Origin of the sequence: Streptomyces katrae (assembly GCF_000966975.1) — a bacterium.
GTDB lineage: Bacteria > Actinomycetota > Actinomycetes > Streptomycetales > Streptomycetaceae > Streptomyces > Streptomyces katrae.
Window position 1 is genome coordinate 1 of sequence record NZ_JZWV01000717.1, and the last position, 3,243, is coordinate 3,243.

Annotated in this window: 3 protein-coding genes; 2 read left to right on the forward strand and 1 reads right to left on the reverse strand. The window is 72.0% G+C overall.

From position 1 onward, the window contains the following. The first annotated feature begins 83 nt into the window (after positions 1-83). Positions 84-1,715 (forward strand): serine/threonine-protein kinase, encoded by a 1,632-nt coding sequence (locus tag VR44_RS42005; protein ID WP_094191897.1) that lies wholly within the window; start codon positions 84-86, stop codon positions 1,713-1,715. Between the two features lie 87 nt (positions 1,716-1,802). On the opposite strand, the gene VR44_RS25015 is transcribed toward VR44_RS42005, so the two are convergent. Further along, on the reverse strand, positions 1,803-2,198 hold the full coding sequence (locus VR44_RS25015) for an STAS domain-containing protein (protein WP_245692163.1): 396 nt from the start codon (positions 2,196-2,198) through the stop codon (positions 1,803-1,805). Positions 2,199-2,882: 684 nt separating this feature from the next. Here VR44_RS25015 and VR44_RS25020 point away from each other — a divergent pair. After that, positions 2,883-3,243 (forward strand): metallophosphoesterase family protein (locus tag VR44_RS25020; RefSeq protein ID WP_045949846.1); only part of this gene is annotated, 361 nt, incomplete at its 3' end.

Consider the following 3,243-nt stretch of genomic DNA (forward strand, 5'->3'; position numbering starts at 1 on the left):
GTCGGCCCGAGCGTGCGCCCACCCTGGTGGACCCCGTCCGCTACGCTCCCCACAACGATCATGGAACAGGGGGACGGTCGGTCATGGCGGTGCACGGGGCGGGGGAGCGGCTGCGAGCTGAGGACCCTCGGGAGATTGCGGGCTACCGCTTGCTGGCGCGTATCGGTGAGGGTGGGATGGGGACGGTCTTCCTGTCGCGCAGCCGTGGTGGGCAGCCCGTAGCCCTGAAGGTGATCCGGCGCGAACACGCCCAGGACCCAGGCTTCCGGCGCCGCTTCGAGCAGGAGGTCCGTGCCGCTCGGCAGGTCCAGGGCTACCACATCGTCCCCGTCGTCGACCACGACACCACCGGCGAACAGCCCTGGCTGGCCACCACGTTCGTGCCCGGACTCTCCCTGGATCAGGCCCTCGCCGCGCACGGCCCCCTCCCGCTGACCGCCGTGCTGCAGCTCGTCGGCTGCACCGCCCGCGCCCTGGCCGCCATCCACACGGCCGGCGTCGTCCACCGCGACCTCAAGCCCGCCAACATCCTGTTGAGCGACCAAGGTCCGTACGTCATCGACTTCGGAATCGCCCGCGCCGCCGACGCCACCCGGCTCACCGCGTCCGGCGGCATCGTCGGCACCCCCCAGTTCATGTCCCCGGAGCACGCGCTGGGCGAGCCGGTCGGCCCGGCCTCGGACGTCTTCTCACTTGGCCTGATCGCGGCCGTCGCCGCCACCGGCCGCCACCCCTACGGCGACGGCGGCGCTCTCACCCTCGCCGCGCAGATCGCCAACACGGCCACACGCCCGCCTGCCCTGCACCACTACGACGCCACGCTCCGCCCCCTTCTGCAGCGCTGTCTGTCCCCGGACCCGGCCGACCGCATCGGACCGGCGGAACTGACCTCCCTGTGCGAGCAGACCGCGGGCCGCTCCCTGAACGACTTCACCGGCTGGCTGCCCCGGCCGCTGGCGCAGGAGGTCGCCGCCCGTGCAAGCGCTCCCTTCACCGCGGCCCCGGACCCGATGCCCGCCGAGGCCCGACCTCACCCGCCGCACGGCCCCACCTTTGCCGCCGCCCCGACCGCGTCCCCTGAGCACGTGCCGACGGCGCCCCTTGCCGCACGGCGCACACGGACGGCTCTGATCGTCGGCGCCGCCGTGCTCCTGGCAGGAGCCCTGACCTGGACGCTGACCCGTCCCGACAGCACTCAGGCCCCCGCGCCGGCAAGCGGCAGCGGCAAGCCCTCAGAACAGCCGGCTCACTCGACCGCGCCCCCATCCACAGCGGAAACGCCCTCCACCCCGCTGCCCGGATCCGACGGCGCCGACTACATCGCCGTTTTCCAGGACCGCCCGCTGGCCCTTCGCTCGCCGACCGGCGCCAACATCATGCGAGTCGACCTCGACGTCCCCCAGACCGTCCAGGACACGCCGGGCCGGGAAATCATGCTCAGCGAAGTCGCGGGCGGCAGATGGGAGTTCTACACCCCCATGGGCAAGAGCACCGGCAAGACACCGCAGGAGTGCCTCCAGGGCGCCCAGAGCGACGTCCTGCCCACCGAAATCCGGGCCCAGGACCTGCGCACGACTCTCCCCGTGGGGACGTTGCTGTGCACGGTCACGACGGAGAACCACCTTGCCCTCCTCGAAATCACCGGCATCACCACCAGCCCCGGCAACAACCTGCCCGACTACACCACTCGGCTCACGCTGTGGCGAAAGCGCTGAGGTGCGGGGGGCGTCGGCGCCGGCGAAGATCCCATGCGGGATCGGAGCGCGGCCGGAGGCCGCCAGCCTCGCTGACAGGGCTGGACGTCAGGTGCAGGCCGGCCACCCCTGGCCTTCGGGGAGGCTGTGTGCGCGGTGGGCGCGTTCCTCGATGAGGCGGCGGAAGCCGGCCAGGGCGTAGCGTTCGCCGCACGCTGTCCCGGGGCCGGGGATGCCGGCGATCTGGGCCATGAGCTGCTGGGGCTGGGGCTGCCAGCCCACCACCAGGACGCGCAGGCCCAGCAGTTCCGCGCGCCGGTGCAGGTCCAACAGGTGCAGCAGCCCGTCGACGTCCATGGACCCCACGCCGTGGACGTCGACCATCACGTCCCGCTCCAGCCCGCTGATGCCCTCAAAGGCTCGGCGCAGCGCCTCGCCCGCGTCCTGGTCGAGGTCTCCGCTGATGCCGACCAGGACCGAACCGCCACTGTGCTGGACGCCCATGGTGATCAATGCCGTCTCCTCCCACCCGCAGGCACTCGGCCTCCGGGGCCCCCATCCTGGCGGGTGCTTACCCCGGACGGGTGCAGGACGCGCTGAAGGGGCCTCGGCGCCCACCGGCGACATCGGAACGCGATGCACGATCCCTACGGCCCAGACTGCTCCGAACGGACGAGCGGGCCTCGTCCCGGCGCCATCGCAAGCCGCCGTCCGGGTGACATCCCCCCGTGCGCCCAGGTGTGATGCTGACCGTCTTCAGCTGCAGATGGCTCGAAGTCGAGCGATACCGCTTCAGGTGTTGGCGGGTCCGAGGGGGCGGAGCTGTGCGGCCGCGAAGAAGCAGGGCGTGGTGGGCGGATGCCGCGGTGGCGGTCGATGCCGTCGGAGCCGTTGGCGGTCGCCAGGATCACGGCGAGAGCGACGGGCGGCAGTGTGAGGAAGGAGGACAGCACGACGCGCTGCCGCAACTGTCGGTGTGTGTCCGCCCGGACCTCGTCGGCCACGCCGGACCCGGAGACGCTCTCGTGCTGACCACTGCGCTCCTGATCCGGTTTGTGGGGAGGCGTTGACCGCGGTCGACGCGTGGGTGGCTGGAGCAGCCGTCGAGCGCCGGATGTCCGTCGCATGGGCCCGGCCGTAGGGTCACGTCGGAGGGCCAGATGGGGTGGGCCCGTCTACCGTGGCAGCATGCGACTGTTGTTGACCTCCGACACGCATCTGCCCGCGCGTGGCAAGCACCTGCCGGACGCGTTGCTGGACGAGGTCGACGCGGCCGATGTCGTCATCCACGCCGGAGACTGGACGGACGAGGCGACGCTGGACCTGCTGGAGGCCAGGGCCCGGCGTCTGATCGGCGTGTACGGCAACAACGACGGGCCGGCGCTGCGCCGGCGCCTGCCGGAAGTGGCCCGGGCCTCGCTGGCGGGCTTGCGGTTCGGAGTGGTGCACGAGACAGGCGGTGCCGCGGGGCGGGAGCGGCGCTGCGCCGAGCGCTTTGCAGATCTTGACGTGCTCGTGTTCGGGCACAGCCACATTCCGTGGGACACGA

Bases quoted from the DNA above. Each gene is read 5' to 3' on its own strand.
- VR44_RS25015 (WP_245692163.1), bottom strand. From the start codon at position 2,198: ATGGGCGTCCAGCACAGTGGCGGTTCGGTCCTGGTCGGCATCAGCGGA.
- VR44_RS42005 (WP_094191897.1), top strand. From the start codon at position 84: ATGGCGGTGCACGGGGCGGGGGAGCGGCTGCGAGCTGAGGACCCTCGG.